We start from the raw sequence: 16,483 nt of genomic DNA, 5'->3' as shown, positions 1-16,483 counted from the left end.
CGGCGGGCGGTCAGAGCAGGTAGCGGGTGACCGAGTCGATCACGCAGGCGGGCTTGGCCGACCCCTCGATCTCGACGGTGATCCGGTTGACCACCTGGACACCCCCGGCGATGTCCGTGACCGCCACGATCTCCGCGCCGCCGCGCACCCGCGAGCCGACCGGGACCGGGGCCGGGAAGCGCACCTTCTCCATGCCGTAGTTCACCCCCATCGAGATGTTGCGCACCTCGACGATCTGCGGCAGGAAGAGGTTGGACAGCGCCAGGGTCAGGTAGCCGTGTGCGATCGGCGCGCCGAACGGACCCTCCTTCGCCTTCTCCACGTCGACGTGGATCCACTGGTGGTCCCCGGTCGCGTCGGCGAACAGGTTGATCCGTTCCTGGGTGATCTCCAGCCAGTCGCTGTGGCCCAGGTGTGTGCCCACCGAGTCCTTGATCTGCCGGAGGTCGGTGAAGACGGTGACCGCCATGTGTGCTCCGATCGTTTCTGATGGTCTGTCAGATCAGCTGCTCCGGGTATACCAGACCACCTTTGACGAGGCGTTTCGGGGACGCCCGGCGGCGCTCAGCCGATCGGGATCCAGGCCACCTGGCGTACGTCGGCGAGCCGGTCGACGGAGACGCCCGCGGCCGAGACCGTCCACAACTCGTCGCTCACCACCAGCGAGCGCAGGATCCTGGAGTCGGGGTGGGTGACCCGGCCCACCTCGACGATCCGGGTGCCGTCGACGCGCAACACCAGCGCGTAGGTGCCGCGCGTGCCCGGGTACTTCTCGCCGGGGGCGATCTGCGACCGGTCGGGTGTCGAGTAGGCACCGGTGACCGGCACCACCACGGTGCCGTCCTTGGGCCAGTACAGGAACGCGTGCGCGTCCTGTTCGGCCTGCGAACTGCCGTTGGGGATCGTGTACTGCGCGACCCGGGTCGGATCGGCCGGGGTGCGTACGTCGAACAGGGACACCTGGGTGCCCAGGCGCGCGCCGCTGTCGGTGGCGTCCTGGCCGACGCCGATCAGCCGGCCGTCGGCGATCGGGTGCAGGTAGGCCGAGTAGCCGTTGATCTTCAGTTCGCCGACGGTGCGGGGATTGCGCGGGTCGCTCAGGTCGATCGTGTACAGCGGGTCGGTCTGCCGGAAGGTCACCACGTAGGCGATCGGTCCGGCGAAGCGCACGCCCATGATCCGCTCGGTGCGGCCGAGTCCGCCCACCCGGCCGATCTGCGTCAGCCTGTCGCCGTTGCGGGCCAGGACGGTGATCGCCGATTCGCTGCTCGAACGTGGGGCGATCGGCGGCGGCGGCGCGGTCGACGGCCGGGCGCTCGGCATGCTCGGCGAGGTGGGCCGGGTGTCGGTGCCGTCGCTCGGTGCGATGGCGGACCCGGACGAGCCGTTGGGCGCGCTGCCGGGCACCGAGTCGGCCGGGGCCGCGCCGCCCTGGGCGGTGCTCGGCGCGAAGGTGCCGGGCTTGGCGGTGCCCGGTGCGGTGGTGCTTCGGGCGGTGTCGCCGGGCGGGACGTCGCCGGGGCCGCTCTGCGGGATGCTCGGGTCGCCCGGGCGCAGGGTCGTCGCCACCCGCAGGTTGCCGCCGAGTTCGGACATCGCGTACTGGTTGACCATCGTGCCGGAGACCACGCCGGTGGCGACCAGCTTCGGGGTGCCCTTGCCGGAGATGTCGAGCTGGTTGATCGCGGTGGTCGTGCTCGGCGGGCCGCCGCCGATCACCTTCGCGTCCTTCGAGACGGCGCGCCGCGAGGTCGTGGTCGCCAGGTACAGGTTGGACTCCGAGGCGTAGACGTTGTCCACGTCGGCGGCCACCGTCACCGGATCGCCCTTGTCCAGGTCGCGGGTCAGGTCGAAGGACAACACGCTCAGCGTCGCGGCGCCGGTGTGTCCCGGCTCGCCCGCCCGGCTCGCCGGGCGGCTGACCCGGTCGCAGCCGACCAGGTTGCCGGACTCGGTACGGCCGTTCGCGACGAGCGTGAACTGCGGCAGCCAGTCCCCGACGGTCGAGCGGCGGATCCGGTCGACGGCCTTGTCCCTGTCCCGGGTCCGGTACGTCGACATGTTCAGGCGCGGACGGGAGCGAACCACGATGCGCGCGGTGCTGCCGACCTGCCGGGCGTCGGCGTAGGCGCCGTCCACGGTCAGGTCGCCCAGGGTTCGCGGCGCGGCGGTGAGGTCGACCAGGACGAAGCGTGCCTGCATGTTCGTCCCCGGCAGCCCCGGATCGCCCGGGATCGGCGCCATCTTGCCCGAACCGCCCTTGCCCTTCGGCAGGCTCGGGCCGCCGTCCAGGATCAGCAGCGCCCGGTCGCCGGACAACAACAGCTCGGTCGCGCGCGCCCCCGGCACCGCCAGCGACCCGGTGACCTTGTGGGTGTCGGTGTCGACCACGGTCAACCGCCCGTTGGCCACGGTCAGCACCCGTCGCCCGTCGCTCTTGACCAGGTCGGGTTCGTCGACACCGACCTCCTGGGTGTTCGTGGTCGAGTGTTCCGGCGTGGTGGGCGCGGCGGGCGCGGCTCGATCCGCCGACATGCCCTCCGCCGCCTTGGGCGCGGCGGCCGGTGCGCCGGCGATCGGCTCGCCGGCGACGGGCACCGCCTCGACGGGCTCGTCGACGGTCCGCAGCGCCGCCGCGCGGAAGTCGTCGACCAGCGCGCCACACGAGTCGAACGCGGTCAGCCGTACCGACTCGGCGTTCGTGGTGGTCGTGCGCTCCGGGTCCGGCTTGGCACCGCCGCCGGAAGAGGTGCAGCCGCCGACGACGAGTCCCGCCGCCAGCACGAATATCGGCAGGGCCGCGGCCCCGCGCGTGGAACCGTCGTGGATTCGCATGGCCCTGTGACGGAGCGGCTCGCGGAACGGTTCCCTCGCCGCCGAAGGGGTGGGAAACCGGCCCGGACGGGTGCGCCGCCGGCCGCGGGACAGCCGCCGTACGGCGGATCCGGGTCATCCTTGCGGCTGTTGTCTCGGGGTCGGGCCAAGGGTTATCCCTGATGGACCACGCTCCGTCGACGGCGCATGCTGTACGGAGCCGTGTGCACAGCGAGAGGAGCCGCGCATGCACCCGAATTCCGGTCCTCACCCACCCCATTGGTACGGCATGCCCCCGCACATGCGGGTGGGTGACGCGGATCGTGAGCGCACGATCGAGCACTTGAAGTTCGCGTTCGGCGAAGGCCGGTTGACCGCCGACGAGTTCGAGGAACGGGTGGCCTCCGCGCTGGCGGGGAAGACCCGGGCGGATCTGGAGAAGCTGCTTGAAGACCTGCTGATGCCGATGCCGGTCGCACCGCCGCTGCTCGTGCCGCGCCCGATGCCGGGGCCGCCGCCGTGGTGGCTCAACCGACCGGTGGGGCGGTTCGCGCGCATGCAGCCGGGGCGCGAGCGGGGGTGGAGCGCGGCGGCGCACTGGAGCGGGTTCTGCGCTCCGGTACTGGGTCCGTTCCTGATCCGCCGGAGCGCGGGCAGGGAGTCGCCGTTCGTGCGGGACAACGCGAGCGCGGCGCTCAACTTCCAACTGACCTGTCTGCTCTCGTTCGTGCTCGCTCCGCTCCTGTCCCTGCTCGGCGATGTGGGCGACGTGCTGATCGGCGCCATGTACTCGGCCATCGCGGTCTGCGCGATCATCGGCGGGGCGCGGGCGGCGGGCGGCGACGTGATGCGCTATCCGATCAGCCTGCGCGTGGTGAAGTGACGCGGCCGGCCGGCGGCGGGCGGGGATCGGACAGCTCGGATGGAGGGCGTCGGCTCAGGCTCCCGCCGGGTTCGCCCGGCGTGCGGGTCGGCTGCTGCGGCCGAGTCGGCTCGGCCGGGTCCACAGCAGGAGTTCGCCACCCGGCGGGGAGACCACGCCCCCGTGCGCGGGATCGCCCGCGAACCACACGTCGCCGCCGTCGCACTTGTGCAGGTGCCACCAGCGGTGCGACATGGACACCACGGTCAGCGCGTACTGCGTGCCGTCGCCGGCGCGGTCGCCGATCACCAGCGGCGGCCCCCACGCGCCGTCCCCGTCGGCGGGATCGCGGAACCGGCAGGAGCAGGTGACCCAGGGATACCGGGCCAGCGTGCGCCGCATGCGCCGGGCCAGGACGAGCGCGCCGATTCCGATCACCAGGGCCGCCACGCCGACCACGAGCGGGACCATGCCCCAGCCGCCCAGGGCCGCGCCGTCGCCCCCGTCGTCGCCGGCGGACAGGATCGCGAACCACGCCCCGGTGCACGCCGCACCCACGACCGTCACCGTGACGGCGCGAAGCCGGTACAGCCGCAGTGCCCGGGCGGTCGCGGGCACGGAGAGGGCCACGCACTCCCGCCGCTCGCTACCCATGGCAGCAGCCTAAGCAGGCGCGGGCGGCAATGGTGAACCGGTGCGTGTCGGGCGTTTCCGGTACGGGTCGATCGGGGCGGGTGGGGGCCGAGCAACGGGATGAGTCGGCCGGCCCCCACGGGCGTCGGGGCGGACGGGTCAGTAGCGCAGCCCGTGGCCGAACGGGAAGACCGGGTCCTTTCCGTCCCGGGGCACGTCCGAGCGCTGCGCGCGTACGTCGGCCATCGAGCGCGGCAGTTCGAACGGCAGGTTGCCCTCGGGTCGTACCCGACCGAACAGCGCGTCGAGCAGCGGGCCGTCGGCGCAGCCGTAGTTCGCCACCAGCGCGGCGGCGGCCTCGGCGATCTCCGGGAGCACCGCCGGGCGCTCCAGGTACACGTCCACGACGGTGGGCACCGTCGCGCACAGCTCCAGGATCGCGGCCAGCTCGACCGCGTCGAACTCCAGCGAACCCGCGTGGAAGAACTGTTCGAAGCCGCCCTCGCGGGGCTCGAACGGGGTCTTGACCCGGACGATCGCCACGTCGGCCTCCTCGGGCGTGGCCACGACCGTGCCGTAGCCGGCCGCCACCTCGGCGTCCAGGCCCCGGACGTACACGCGCGTGCCCTCGGCCAACGGCAGGATCGGCTCGCCGCGTCGGGTGTCGTTCTCGGGCGCCGCGTTCTTCAGCACGGTGACCGACCTGCTCTGCGCGCGCAGCCCGGCGGCGATGCCGGCGGGCGTGCCGACGGACGCGGCGGCGCCGGCCGGGTCGACGAAGGGGTGGTCGAACAGGCCGAGCACGAACTTCTCCCGGAGCAGGCGCCGCGCCGACACGTCGAGCCGCTCCTCGGTGAGCCGACCCGCCTCGACCAGCGCGACGACCTGCTCGGGGACGTTCTCGCCGCCGAACTGGTCGCAGCCCGCCTCCAGGACGCGCAGCACCCGGTCGGGCACGGACAGCTCCTCCACGCCCCAGGCCCGGGCGGGCATGGTCTGGCCCATGATGTTCGCGTCGGAGATCAGGCCCCAGTCGGTGCACACGATGCCGTCGAAGCCGAGTCGTTCCCGGAGCAGGCCGGTGATGACGCCCCGGTTGAAGCCGAACGCGACCTCCTCGTGCTCGGTCCCGATCGGCATCCCGTAGTACGGCATCATCTGCGACGTGCCGGCCGCCAGCGCCTCCTTGAACGGCGCCAGGTGGTAGTCGAAGTTGTCGCCCGGGTAGACCTGCTCGCGCCCGTACGCGAAGTGCGGGTCCTCGCCGTCGAGTTGCGGGCCGCCGCCGGGGAAGTGTTTGGTCATGCAGGCCACCGACGTGGTGTTCAGCGTCTCGCCCTGGGCGCCCCGGATGTAGGCGGCGACGAGCTTGCCGGTCAGTTCGGCGTCCTCGCCGAAGGTGCCGTTGATCCGCGACCAGCGCGGCTCGGTGGCCAGGTCGATCTGCGGGTGCAGCGCGAGCCGGATGCCGACCGCGAGGTATTCGCGCCGCATCAGGTCGGCGAACTCGCGGACCAGGTCCGCGTCGCCGATCGCGGCCAGGCCCAGCGTCTCGGGGTACTGGGAGAAACCCTCGGCGTACGCGGCGGTGCCGGGGTTGTCGGTGAAGTGGTGCCGGGGGTCCGTGGACAGCGTGATCGGGATGCCCAACCGGGTCTCCAGGGCCAATTCCTGGATCCGGTTGTGCCACTGCGCGATGTGCTCGGGGCGACCGCCGCCCATCAGGTTGAAGTGGTTCATCCCCTTGTCGGCGATCATCTGCCGGACGGTGAACCCGAACGGCAGCGTGTCCGGGTCGTCGAGCAGCGTTCCCTCGGGGCCCATGACCGCGATGGTCTGGAACATCAGACCGGCCTTCTCGGCGACCGTCATCCGGCCGAGCAGATCCTCCACCCGCTCCTCGATCGACAACGACGCGTCCTCGTAGGGGCAGGTCGCGGCCCGGAAGCGGGTGCGTGCGGTGGTCTCGGTCATGGGTCCTCCAAAAACCTAGTGGTCAGTAGGTTTTTAGCACGGGGATGGCCGCGGACTCCAGTGCCCTCCGCGGTTCACCCGGGGGTCACCGGCGCTCCGTACAATGGGCCGAATGCGCGCCGGGGGGCATCGGCGCGCCTCGGCGGAGCCGCGGGGACGCGCAGTGGTCGCCCGATCCGCCGGGTTCCGGCGCATTCGGCGCGGCCGGCGCGGGCGGTGCGGCGGCGCTTCGACGAATTCACACCATGGGCACGAGGGGCGGACGCAGGTTGGACACCGTGCGGGGCTTGCTCGACTCGCTCCGGGATTTCCTCGACCACGGCGCGTGGACGCAGTGGCCGCTGCCGGCCTCGGTGGCGGTCTTCGTCCTCGTTTGCGCCGTGGGCGTCACCGCGCTCGTGCCCAAGTCGTTGTTCGCCCCCGTGGCGGGGGCGCTGTTCGGCGCGATCGGCGGCACGGTGGTCACCCTGGTCGGGGCCACGCTCGGCGCGCTGATCAGCCTGTACCTCGGCCGCCGGCTCGGCCGGGAACGGATCGGCGGCTGGCTGCACAAGCGCGAGGCGCTGGCCGTCCTCGATCGCCGACTCTCCCGCAACGGGCTGGTGCCGATCACGGTCCTGCGGATGATCCCGGTCCTGCCTTCCTCCGTGGTCAGCTACGGCGCGGCGGCCACCCGGATCAGTACGAGCCACTTCACCATCGGGACGGCGCTCGGCATGCTGCCGATGACGCTGGTCCAGTGCGCCGCCGGGGCCTCGGTCCGACACGGCTTGTCCACGCCGGTGGTGGTCAGCGTGTTCGTCGGCTGCGTCATGTTGGCGCTGGGCATGGTCGCCGTACGGCGCCGGGGCGGCGAGCCGTCGGCGACGGCGGCGCCGCCGGCATCGGACGGGGCCGAGTAGGCGGGAACCGGCGTCGGCGTCGGCATCGGCATCGGCTCGGGCCGGCTGCCGCGCACCCACGCGCCGCTCGGACCGGAAGCCTAGGGTGGGCCCATGTGGGCGAAGACGGGGCCGCGGGCGGCGTCGAGGGCGGGGGAGCGGCGGGCCGCGCGCAGAGCGGACCGGATAGTCGGCGTGGACGTCGCCCGCGCGCTCGCGGTCCTGGGCATGTTCGCCTCACACGTCGGGCCCGACCCCTACGACGGGGGCGTGGACACGCTGATCCAGGGCGTCACCGGCCGCGCCTCCGCGCTGTTCGCGCTCCTGGCCGGCGTCTCGCTGGTGCTGATGAGCGGCCGGGCACCGCTGCGCGGCTGGGATCGGGGCAACGCCGCCGTGCTCACCCGGGTGCTGATCCGGGCCGTGGCGCTGCTCCCGCTCGGGATGTGGCTGGCCGACCTGGACACCGGTGTGCTGGTCATCCTGGCCTTCTACGGCCTCTACTTCATGCTCGCCTGGCCCGCGCTGTGGCTGGGCACGCGCACCCTCGTGTGGGTCGCCGCGGGGTGGGCGCTGCTCGGGCCGATCGCCTCGTTCCTGCTGCGCCGGGTCGGCGACACCGGCGATGTTCGTTATGCCGCGCCCGGGTTCGCCGATTGGCGACAGGGTCCGGGCCACATGTTCGAGACGCTGTTCCTGACCGGCAGCTATCCGGCGATCACCTGGATGCCGTTCGTGCTCGCCGGGATGGCGGTCGGGCGGCTGCGGCTGGGCGAACTGCGGGTACAGCGCGCGCTGGTCGGGATCGGGACCGCGCTGGCCGTGCTCGGCTACGGCGGATCATGGGTCGTGGTCCGACTGTTCACCGGCGATCGGCTGGCGCGGATCACCGAGCCGGACCGCGTGTCCGACGTGATCCACGGCCGGGTCGGCTCGGTGCCGGTGTCCGATCCCGCCTGGCTCACCGTCGCCGAGGGCCACACCGGCACGCCGTTCGAGATCGTCGGCGCCATCGGCGTCGCCCTAGGACTGGTCGGCCTCGCCCTGCTGGCCTGCCGGCCCTGGCTCGGCCGGATCGTGCTCGACCCGCTGGTCTCGGTCGGCGCGATGGCGCTCACCGTGTACACCGCCCACCTGATCGTGATCGACCGCTGGTTCCCGCTCGCGTCCGGGGAGACCTGGCGGCGGTTGATCGGCTTCTTCGTGGTCACGATGCTGCTGTGCTGGGCCTGGCGGCACACGCTGCGCAAGGGCCCGATGGAGGCCGCGCTGCATCTGCTCTCCGCGCTCCCCGCACGGTGGGTGCGGGGAGCCGCGGGGGGTGCGTCGGCTCGCCCGGTCGCGGCCTCGGACGGGCCGGTCAGATGAGCAGGCCCTGCGCCCTGGCGCGGCCCAGCCAGGTCGGATACTCGGTGGTCATCAGCTCGTAGAGCTGCCCGTCGGGGACGTTGGCCGGGTCCTGGACCGAGAAGAAGTCGGCGTTGTCGACGTAGCGGCCGGTCAGGTCGTCCAGCTCCTCCAGGAACGAGAAGCCGCCCGGCCGACCCAGGCCCATGAACTGCCAGAAGATCGGCTCGAAGCTGGAGTAGGTGATCTGCTCGCGGGTCGCCTCGCGCGAGGTGGTCTGGCCGTCGGTGATGAACATGACGTATACGGGCAGGTCGTTGGCCAGCGGCTGATGCCGGGGCGCGCTGCTGCCGAAGTAGTGCTCGCGGACCAGCCGCATCGCGCCGGCGTAGTCGGTCGAGCCCTCCAGGCCGGGGCTGCGCCGGATCCGTTCGGCCCAACCGTTGTACTGGCCGAGCCCGAGCTGCCCAGCCACGTGTCCCCGGGAGCCGAACAGGAACACGTCCACGGCGGCGTTGTCGTCGAAGCGCAGACCGAGCGAGAGCACCCGCTCGGCGAGCGCTTGGACCTTGCCCTTCTTGAACAGCGGCTGCATCGAGTAGGAGATGTCCAGGCAGAGCGCGACGCGCGCGGTGTGCTCGCCGAGTCCGCGCTTCTCCAGGCTCACCGCGGCCTGCTTGGTCAGATTGAGCAGTTGCGGGTGGCCCTCGTCGGCCAGCCGCTTCTCCATGTCGATCAGGGTCCGCTTCTTGAGGCTGATCGCGGGGGCGGCGGGCGGGGGAGAGGTGGGGGGCGGCGGGGGTACGGGGGCGCTCGGGACCGGCGGGGCGCTCTGGGGGCCGGGCGGGTCGTCGTCGGCGACCTCGATGCCGAAGTCGGTGGCCAGTCCGGACAGCCCGGACGCGTACCCCTGGCCCACCGCGCGGAACTTCCAGGCGCCGTTGCGCAGGTAGAACTCGCCGAACAGGAACGCCGTCTCCGTGGACGCCTCGTCGATGTCGAACTCGGCGATCGGCCCACCCTGCGCGGTCACCACGTGCAACGCGAGCTCGGGCACCCGGCCGAAGCCGCCGCCGTCGGCGGACGCGCCGATCACCACCCGCTCGACGTCCCCCGGGATCGCCGCGAGGTCGACCCGGATGGTGTCCGTGACGAGGCCGCCGGCGGTCGGCTGCTTCCCCTCGTGCCGTACCGCGCCGGTGGCGTCGGAGGGCTGGTTGTAGAAGACGAAATCGGCTTCCGAACGCACCTTGCCGGCTGCGTTCAGGAGCAGCGCCGAGGCATCCACGTCGGGAGCTCCCGCCGCGCGCCAGGTCAGGACCGCACGCAACTCGGCGGTCGGTACCGGAGTGTTCCCACCTTTGCTTATCTTCGCCATGCCGCCCATCTTGCCCGCGCGCTCCCTTCCCCGTGAGAACCCACCCACCCAAAGCCCACCCACACGCGGCACAGCGCACCGTGGCCGGTCCGACCGAGTCCCACCCGCGCGCGTCGCGACGCGTCCCGGTCCGCCCGACCGAGGCCCACCGCGCGACGGCGGCGCACACCGTCGGCCGAGACTCACCCGCCGGTGGCGTGGCGCGTCGCGGTTGGTTCGGCTCAGGCTCACCCGCCCGTGGCCGTTGGCGCGCCGGGGGTGGTTCGGCCGAGGCCTACCGGGCGGGGTGGTGCGCGCCAGGGTTGGTTCAGCCTCGCCCGGCCCAACACCTGTCTCGACCCCGCTCGGCCCAGGCTTCGCCCCCCTTCGCCCCGCCTCGCCCGGCTTCGCCCTGCCTGCCCGGTCTCGCCCTGGCTTGGCCTCGGCCCCGCTCCGTCCAGGCTCTGCACGCTCGGCCCCGCTCGGCCGTCTGGCCTTGCGTTGGTTTGCCTCGGGGGCGTGTTGTGTGGGGTGGGTGGTCAGGAGGGGGTGTGGGGGTGGGCAAGGTGGGGGTGGAGTGGTCGTGGGTGGGCGGATTGTGGTGGGACTCGATCTTGGTCTGCGGCTGTGTTAGTCTTGAGCCTGTTGCAGTTGTGGTTCGCATCATCTTCTGAGTGCGCCTGTAGAGCTGTTCACTACGGGCGCATTTTGCATTTCGGTAGCTTCCGAAATGAGGGCGAAAAACGCGGCGACGCCCGGATTCACGAAGTGTGGATTCGTTCATCGGCCCACATGTAGGGAGAAAATTATGGCTACCGGAACCGTGAAGTGGTTCAACTCGGAAAAGGGCTTCGGCTTCATCGCGCAGGACGGTGGCGGCGACGACGTCTTCGCTCACTTCTCCGCGATCCAGGGCAACGGCTACCGTGAGCTCATCGAGGGCGAAGCCGTCGAATTCGACGTCGTGCAGGGCCAGAAGGGCCTCCAGGCGGAGAACATCAACCGCCTCTGATCTTCACCGATCGGCACGACCGAGGGCCGGCCACCGCACTTCGTGTGCGGCGCGCCGGCCCTCGGCATGTCCGGGCCCCGGCGGATCAGGTCCGCTGTCGCGCCACCCCCGGCGCGCCGTCCGCCGCGAGTGCGGCCAATTCCTCCTCCACCCGCCGTGCGTGCGCCGCCTCGTCCTTCCGCGCCTTGCGCGGACTCCAGCGCCCCGCCATCACGAGCACGCTCGGGACGAACAGCGCCTGACACGCCAGGGTCAGCCGCCACCAGCGCATCCACTCGTCGCTCGTGCGCTCCTTGGCCTTTCGCACCTCCTCGCCGTGGTCGATCAGTACGGCGAGCGACCGCTGCTTCTGCTCGACCAGATTCAGCTTGGCGAGGTCGCCCCCGGCCAGCTGCAACGCCTTGACCTGGAGTTCGATCGGGATCGCCGCGCGGTTGGGATACTCGGACATCCGGATGAAGAGCGCCGGGTCCTTCTGTACCAACTCCAGCGCCGCCCCCGCGTCCGCCTGCGCCGCGACCACCTCCTCGCCGTGGTTCACCAGCGGCGTCGCGGAGGTGACGATGACCGGCGTGAACACCGCGGACACCGACACCACGATCCGAACGATCCAGCCCCACACCGCCAGCCCCGTCGCGGTCGCCGCCGGGTTGTGCTTCTCGACCGTTTCCGTGTACCCGGCCATCCACGGTGCCCAGGCCATCCCGCTGCTCGCGCCGATGCCGACCAGGAGCCAGGCGAACGTGTAGTAGCCGGTGTCGGGGTGGTCCGTGGTCAGCGCGAACAGGTACGTGAACACCACCGTGCCCACGCCGCCCGCGATCATGAACGGCTTGCGCACCCGGGTCAGGTCGGACGCCACGCCGGCCACGACGAGCGCGATCGCGTTCGCTCCCCAGTACCAGTTGGCGAGGGCGTTGGTCCGCTGCTCGGAGTACCCGTAGACGGTCGAGTAGTAGACGACCAGGTTGCCGACGACCGTGTAGTAGAACATCAGGTGCAGGCTGATCCCGAGCGCCGGCGCGAGGATGTCGAGGCGCATCATCTGCCGCCAGTGGTTCTTCTGCGCGGCCTCGACGTCCAGGCCGCGCGCTTTGGCCTCGATCAGCGCCTTGTCCCGCAGCGAGACCATGAGTTGGTCGCGCAGCGCCGGGGACAACTCGCGCAGGCCGAACAGCGCGACCACGAATACGACCAGGCCGGTGATGCCGGCGTAGCGGAACTCGGTCTGCCAACTGCTGGAGTCCAGCGTGTTGCTGCTGACCGTGGTGACCACGAGGCTGCCGATGATCGGCCCCAGCGTCCAAAAGCCCATCGCGCCGGCCCGGCCGACCTGCGGTGAGAAGTCGCGGATCAGCGCGGGTGTGGCGACCAGGGCCATGCCCTCGACCACGTTCACCAGGGCCATGAAGAACATGAACCAGCCCTTGCTCGGCGCGTTGGGCAGCGCGAACAGGACGAGCGCACCGGTGAGCAGCAGGCCGTACACGACCAGGTTGGCCCGCCCCCACCGGTCGGCGAGTCCCGCGAGCAGCGAGGCGAACGCGCCGACCGCGTTGCCGACGACCGAGATCATCGTCGCGTACATGAAGGTCATGCCGTACTCGTGCATCAGCAGCGTGGAGACCGCGTACTGGATGTACAGCTCGTAGTACAGGATCACCGACGCGACGACCACGATGGACAGGTAGAGGATCCGCGGCCCGTTGGCCGGGTAGCGGTGCAACTGCCGGTACCACAGGCCGTGCACGATCGCGGGCAGCCGGGTGGGGGGTGCCGGGGGCGGGGGTTCGGGATCTCTGCCGGCGGGCGCATCCGACGGGGACGTGCTGGAAGACATGCGGCCTCCTCGACGAGCGCGGGTCTATCGAGGTACTGGGGTGCGGGAACACGGCCGTGCGCGGACGTCGGGCCAGGGGGAAGGGACGCCCCCCTGGGCCAACGCGTGGAGTGACCTTAGTACCGGCCGGTAGCGCGCTACCAGAGCGATCGGCAAGAAATGGAACGGGTTTCGATTCCGGGGTGATGCGGGTGGCCGTACCTGGGCGGACGCGTCGGGTGGTGGGCCGGGGCGGGGTGGAGGTGACCCCAAGGTCGGATTTGCGGAGGGTCTCGGTGGCACGCGAGTGGCGGCGTACGCGGGGCGTGGTGCACCCAGGGTGCGGCGTGGAGGACAAATCTGGATGATTTTGCCGAACTTGGGTGATCGATTGGGAAATACTTGCGCACACGGTTCGGGCCCGCGGCTCGCGGTCGCGTTCTACGGTGGAGCCACCGTTATCGCCCAATGCAAGGGGTATCGCGTGGAATCGATCCCGGTGGACCTGCTCAGCGGACTTGCCGCAGGGGCCGGCGGCGACGCCGGCCGACTGGCCTGGACCCGCCTCGTCGAACTCGTCCGCAAGCCGCTGCCGGACACGGGCCGGCCCGGCACGGAGGGCTCGCCGGCGGCCGGATCCGGAGGGATACCGCAGTCGCGGGCGTCGGGTGCGGCGGCGTCGCAGTCGGGCGGGTCGGGCGGTCCGAGCGCGGTGGGTGAGTCGGCCGCGTCGGGGGCTCGGTGTGACGGGGACGTACCGCATCGGTCGGCGCCGGTGCCCACGGGCGAACTGGAGTTGACCCTGCTCGGGCACGAGGCGCCGGGAGGGCTACGGGCGTACACCCGCGCATACGCGCTCGCGGGAGCGCTGGCGTTACGGGCCGAGCGCGACCCGGACTTCGCCCGCTCGCTCGGGCACTGGTACGCCGAGGCCCGGCGGATCGGCCCGGACGGCCCGGCTGCGTCGGGCGAGGGCGGGGGCTCGGGCTCGGGTGCACGCGGTGGGTGCTGCGGACGGGGTGGGCACGGTGTGATCGTGCTGGGGGAGGGGGTGGACGGGCTTGACGGTCCGTTCCGGCTCGGGCCGGCGGAGCACTCCGGGGGATGGGCGATCGGGGGTGACCCCGAAGGGGCCGAGGGGTCGGTGTGGCCGGCGGATGGCGCGAGTGAGGATGGGGAGGCGGGCACGCCGCCGGGCTGAGGGGTGGGGGCTCGGCGGTCGGTGGGTGGTGCCGGCCTGCGTCGTCTCGGGCAACTGCGTGGCGTCGGGCGGGGATCGAGGGGGTGCGGCCTTCGGCGGTCGGGGGCGGGTCGTCCCGGACCGGCTTCAGGTCTTCGCGTGCCTGCGGCGGACCGGTGCGTCCCGGACCGTGCTCGGCCGGCGATCCGGATTCGGCTCGGGGCGGCCCTCGACGCGCGGGTCGGCCGGGGCCTCGGGGTGGGGGCGGGGCTCCGCCGCGGCCGGGTCGACGATGAAGCGCATCCGGTTCAGGTGCGCCCGCGCATTGTGGAGGCCGCGTTCGGCCGGGCCCGGGACGCGTTCGCGCATCGCCACCACGGCGGGCCCCAGGCGGACCGCCTCCCGGGCATCGGTCACCCGCAGCCACACCTTGAGCGCGTTGTCGGCGGCGGCGATCGTACTCGGGTGTTGCGGGCCGACCGCCTCGGCGCCGCGTTCGGCGACCTGGCAGTAGATCAGGATCGCGTCCGCGACCCGGCCCAGGCCGGCGCTGACGAACGCCAACATCGCCTGTGCGTCCAGTGTGCCCGGGTGCGTGGGGCCGACCAACTTCTCCATGCGCATACTGAGTTCGGCGGCCTTGTGCCACGCCTCCATGCCGCGCCCGGTGTCCGCCGCGTGCCGGATGGCGGCCAACTCGTTCCAGTACGTGGGCAGGACGTCCACCGGTCGGACCAATGCCCCCGCCGCCGTGGCCCCTTGTGCCAGCGCGCGGCGGGCGGGGGTGGGGCCGACGGCTCGACCGCGTACCGGCATCGACATCGGTCGATTCGGCCCGATGCCGCGTTGCGGGGCCAGCGCCGGGGGCAGCTGGGTGGGGCTCGTGGCCGGTGGGCGGCGCGTGGGAGTCGGCGTCAGGGCGCCCGCGTCGGTCTGGATCCGCACGGTTATCCGAGGCGGGAGCGGCGGGGGCGGCGCCTCGGGCTGCGGATGCGGCGCGGAACCCGTCCGGCGCCGCTGCGGCCCGGCATCGGTCGCGGGGTGGGACGACGACGTCGAGCCGGGCGTGCCGGCGGTGGTCGCGCGGCGCATCAGGCCGCTCGACGGGCCGGTGCTGACGGCGGCGCGCGTGCCGCCGCCGTGCGAGGTGACGCCCCGCGTGCCGATGCCCTGCGTGCCGATGCCCCGCGTGCCGACACCGTCCGTGCCGACGCCGGTCGCCGGGCCCGGGAACTCGGGTTCGCGGTCCAGGAGGGCGGCGTTGGCCGGTGGGCGGGGCTGGGATCGGCCGGACGGGGCGCCGCCGGTGCGGGCGTTCGGCGTCGGCGTACCATCCTTGCCGGCGGGGCGGCGCAGGGGTGGGCTGCCGGGCCGGGCGGCGCCGGCGCGGAGTGCGTCGCGCAGGCTGGTCCCCGGGACCTCGGGCTCGTCGTCCGGCCCGGAGGAGAGCGCCGAGCGGACCAGGCCCAATGCCCGGCGGCCGACGCCCGGTTCCTCGTGCTGCCGGACGGGGGTGGCGGCCGTCCCCGACGGCTCGCGGTGGGTGGGCTCGACCACACCGTCGCCGACGACGCCGCCACCGACCACGCCCGAACCGCGCAGGCCGGAACGTTGCGCCGGAGTCATCCCGTTGGGTGGCACCGCGGACAACGCCGAGACTCCCGTCCCGGCCGCGCCGCCACCGCGTGGGGAGACCGCCTTCAGCCGACGAACGGCCGTACGCAGGGTGGGCGGACGGGCTTCGGGCGAACGGTTGGCCAGTGCGAGCGACCCGGCGGACGGCGCGAACTCGACGGTGTCCGGCGCCAGTCGGGACCGCTCGGCCAGGAGCGGATGAATCTCCTCGGCCGGCACGGGGTCGGGCAGTTCGGCGAAGCCCTGGCCGAGCGCGGCAACGAGGGTGCGTGTGAACGGATTCGGCGGACCCTTGACGTCCGGCGGGTTCACCACGCCCCACAGCGGAATGCCCGTGCACAGTTCGTGGGCCCGTTCGCGGATCGCCTCCCAGGCGTCCCGACCGGCCGTCAGATCACAGATCACGAGGGTGTTCTCGGCCGGCCGCGGCCCGAGCAGTTCGACCACCCAGGACCATGGAAGCCCGTCGTAGCGCACCGAGTTGGGCGTGGAATCCCGCAACCCCAGATGCAGTTCGCGACGCCGCCGGTCGATCAGGAGGCGACCGGTCAGGTACACGATCACCGGCCCGTCCACGGCGCCGGCGGCCTGGAGGTAGGCGCGTACCGCGTGCGGTTGCACGGCGTCGGGCAGTTGGATCACGTCCGCGGCGGCGTCCGGAAAGAGCTGATGCGGCGTCAGTGCCGACATCGCGACCAGGTTCCCACCGCTGTCCGACCGCCGCCCGCGCGCGGCTCTTCCACCCTCTACGAGCAGCAACTGGCCACGCTCGGACGGAACTCGGATGACCCGCCCCCCACGTTCGCTCATGTGTGCCTCCCCGGCCGAGCCTTGTTGGGTGGTCCACCACGCACCTGAAGATTAGGGCCATCGACCGACCATGGTCGACATATCGGACCGGTTGGCCGGTCGGTCGTGTCCCCGCACGCAGTCGCAACGAAGCAAAACCGGGGCGCACGAGGGGCGCAC

At 72.3% G+C, this 16,483-nt stretch carries 12 protein-coding genes; 5 read left to right on the top strand and 7 right to left on the bottom strand.

Translation table 11 applies throughout. The annotated features are described in order from the left end of the window. Positions 1–10 precede the first annotated feature (10 nt). Both B4N89_RS05600 and B4N89_RS05595 read right to left on the bottom strand, forming a co-directional pair. The gene (locus B4N89_RS05600) at positions 11–469 is read right to left on the bottom strand and encodes a MaoC family dehydratase (RefSeq protein ID WP_078974751.1); all 459 of its coding nucleotides are present in this window, start codon (positions 467–469) and stop codon (positions 11–13) included. 95 nt (positions 470–564) lie between these two features. Then, positions 565–2,835, bottom strand: a complete 2,271-nt coding sequence (locus tag B4N89_RS05595; RefSeq protein ID WP_143657858.1) for a beta-propeller domain-containing protein — start codon at positions 2,833–2,835, stop codon at positions 565–567. 226 nt (positions 2,836–3,061) lie between these two features. Here B4N89_RS05595 and B4N89_RS05590 point away from each other — a divergent pair, with 226 nt between their 5' ends. Then, entirely contained in the window at positions 3,062–3,697 is a 636-nt protein-coding gene (locus B4N89_RS05590) for a DUF1707 and DUF4870 domain-containing protein (RefSeq protein WP_078974750.1), read from the top strand. A gap of 54 nt (positions 3,698–3,751) precedes the next feature. On the opposite strand, the gene B4N89_RS05585 is transcribed toward B4N89_RS05590, so the two are convergent. Together B4N89_RS05585 and B4N89_RS05580 are read right to left on the bottom strand one after the other, a co-directional pair. Continuing rightward, positions 3,752–4,330 carry a hypothetical protein gene (locus tag B4N89_RS05585; protein WP_078974749.1) on the bottom strand — a complete coding sequence of 193 codons (579 nt, stop codon included), beginning with the start codon at positions 4,328–4,330 and terminating at the stop codon, positions 3,752–3,754. 138 nt (positions 4,331–4,468) lie between these two features. Further along, complete coding sequence (locus B4N89_RS05580; protein WP_078974748.1) at positions 4,469–6,283, bottom strand: glycoside hydrolase family 3 protein; 1,815 nt, start codon at positions 6,281–6,283, stop codon at positions 4,469–4,471. A 287-nt stretch (positions 6,284–6,570) separates the two neighbouring features. On the opposite strand from B4N89_RS05580, the gene B4N89_RS05575 reads away from it, so the two are divergent. Together B4N89_RS05575 and B4N89_RS05570 are read left to right on the top strand one after the other, a co-directional pair. After that, positions 6,571–7,185, top strand: a complete 615-nt coding sequence (locus tag B4N89_RS05575) for a TVP38/TMEM64 family protein (RefSeq protein WP_161500637.1) — start codon at positions 6,571–6,573, stop codon at positions 7,183–7,185. Positions 7,186–7,278: 93 nt separating this feature from the next. Next, entirely contained in the window at positions 7,279–8,532 is a 1,254-nt protein-coding gene (locus tag B4N89_RS05570; protein ID WP_078974746.1) for a DUF418 domain-containing protein, read from the top strand. Here the strand turns inward: B4N89_RS05570 and B4N89_RS05565 are convergent. Then, the gene (locus B4N89_RS05565; RefSeq protein WP_161500636.1) at positions 8,525–9,889 is read right to left on the bottom strand and encodes a VWA domain-containing protein; all 1,365 of its coding nucleotides are present in this window, start codon (positions 9,887–9,889) and stop codon (positions 8,525–8,527) included. The two genes, B4N89_RS05570 and B4N89_RS05565, sit on opposite strands and share 8 nt — an antisense overlap. A 787-nt stretch (positions 9,890–10,676) precedes the next feature. On the opposite strand from B4N89_RS05565, the gene B4N89_RS05560 reads away from it, so the two are divergent. Next, entirely contained in the window at positions 10,677–10,880 is a 204-nt protein-coding gene (locus tag B4N89_RS05560) for a cold-shock protein (protein WP_078974744.1), read from the top strand. A gap of 85 nt (positions 10,881–10,965) precedes the next feature. Here the strand turns inward: B4N89_RS05560 and B4N89_RS05555 are convergent, their stop codons facing one another. Then, positions 10,966–12,720, bottom strand: a complete 1,755-nt coding sequence (locus B4N89_RS05555) for an MFS transporter (RefSeq protein WP_235618482.1) — start codon at positions 12,718–12,720, stop codon at positions 10,966–10,968. A 463-nt stretch (positions 12,721–13,183) separates the two neighbouring features. On the opposite strand from B4N89_RS05555, the gene B4N89_RS05550 reads away from it, so the two are divergent. Next, entirely contained in the window at positions 13,184–13,900 is a 717-nt protein-coding gene (locus B4N89_RS05550) for a hypothetical protein (RefSeq protein WP_143657857.1), read from the top strand. Positions 13,901–14,026: 126 nt separating this feature from the next. Here the strand turns inward: B4N89_RS05550 and B4N89_RS05545 are convergent, their stop codons facing one another. After that, positions 14,027–16,324, bottom strand: coding sequence for a hypothetical protein (locus tag B4N89_RS05545; RefSeq protein WP_143657856.1), 2,298 nt, complete (start codon positions 16,322–16,324; stop codon positions 14,027–14,029). Positions 16,325–16,483: the final 159 nt, after the last annotated feature.

It is taken from the genome of Embleya scabrispora, from assembly GCF_002024165.1.
Lineage (GTDB): Bacteria > Actinomycetota > Actinomycetes > Streptomycetales > Streptomycetaceae > Embleya > Embleya scabrispora_A.
The sequence above is the reverse complement of the archived record's forward strand: the minus strand, read 5'-3'. Positions and strand labels throughout refer to the sequence as shown.